The 1,496-nt window shown below is 63.2% G+C and carries 1 pseudogene; it reads right to left on the bottom strand.

Annotated elements, in window-relative coordinates:
- Window positions 1–272: 272 nt before the first annotated feature.
- Window positions 273–1,496 (bottom strand): annotated as a pseudogene (locus tag ACFWJO_RS38970) (type I restriction endonuclease subunit R); the annotation flags it as partial.

Here is a 1,496-nt window from a genome sequence, read left to right as displayed (position 1 = left end):
GCGTCGAACGCCGCACCACGGTTCTTGCAACCAGCGAGTTCTCCGTAAGGAAACCTCCCCAGCAACAACGAATCTGGTGATGGGGTCGGCCTCCTCGACTCGCAGTCAGGGCCGGGAATGAACAACAAAGCCCGCCCCGCGCACGACTGGTTCTGTGGGTAACCGCCGAAGCGAGCCAAAACGGTCGGCTCGGCGGCTGCGGTTTCCCGGCCAGAGAAGGTCGTGGGCGACGTCTCTCTGTACTGCACCGTCCCCCTTTCAGGGCTGGCTGCTCACACGTCCGTCCGCTGATCGATCGCTGCCTCGTAGAAGGCGTCCGCGAGCGCCATGATGACAGCGCTGATGCCAGGTCCGTCGCTGAAGAAGTAGTCGGCCATGGTGTTGTGGGCCTCCTGGTTGTCGATGACCGCCTCGGTGACCGCCGATTGGAAGTCCTGCGACTCCACGAACTGCTTCTTCGAGTTCACCTTGGTCTGGTTGACCAGGTCCGGGTAAGCGAGCAGTCGCTGCACCAGTCCCTGCACGAACTCACGGACCTGGGACTGGGTGAACGACTCGGCGCCGAAGAGGTCGTTCATCTTGTCGATGACGACCTGTAGTGCGACGTACTTCGGCTCTTTCCACGTGCCGGTGCCTGCGGCGCTGATGCCCTTGAGCTCACCGTCACCGGTCAGCGAGATGTTGACCGCGGCCGCCTTGTTGTGCTTGACCCCGATCAGGACCACGTCGGAGAGGTCGATCTCCGCGGCCCAGGAGGAGTCTGCGATGACCTTCTCCAGGAGCCGCAGGAAGATCGACAACATCTCCATGTACGGGTCGCCGTAGTCGACGATCTGGCTCATGAAGTCGTAGAGCCGGACGTAGGTGGAGACGTCCTTGCGGAACAGGTCGAGGGTGTTGAGGGTGACTTTATCGTCGGCCTCGATCGCCGATGCGTAGCGGCGGGCGAAGTCGTGCTTGGCCGGGCTGATCGCGGCCGACAGCGCATTGTTGCCCTTCCGGGTGACCCATAGTTCGGCGACTTCGCGCACCTGCTCTGGCGTGTAGATCCCGGACTGGGCGAGCTTAGTGGCGAGGTGGACGACGACGTACGGGTCGGTCTCGGTCTCCAGGGTGGCGTTGGTGAAGTACGGCTCGAACGCAGACCGGATGTCCTCGGGTTTGTTCACGAAGTCGATGACGAAGGTCTTGCGCTTCTGCTCCCCGCCCGCAGTGCGATGGGTGCGGTTGAGCCGGGAGAGCGTCTGCACGGCAGTGACCCCGGAGAGCTTCTTGTCGACGTACATCGCTGAGAGCAGCGGCTGGTCGAACCCTGTCTGGAACTTGTTGGCGACCAGCATGATCTTGTACGTCGCGCCCTTGAAAGCGGCGGCCAGGTCCGAGCCGGCGCCGGGATTCAGGTTGGCCTCGGTGAACTCGTCGTCCTTGCTCGGCTGCGACCCCCAGTCCGACCCCCACTGCTCGTCCTCGTCCATCGTCACCGAGCCGGAGAAGGC

It is taken from the genome of Streptomyces sp. NPDC127092 (assembly GCF_042722475.1).
Lineage (GTDB): Bacteria > Actinomycetota > Actinomycetes > Streptomycetales > Streptomycetaceae > Streptomyces.
The sequence above is the reverse complement of the archived record's forward strand: the minus strand, read 5'-3'. Positions and strand labels throughout refer to the sequence as shown.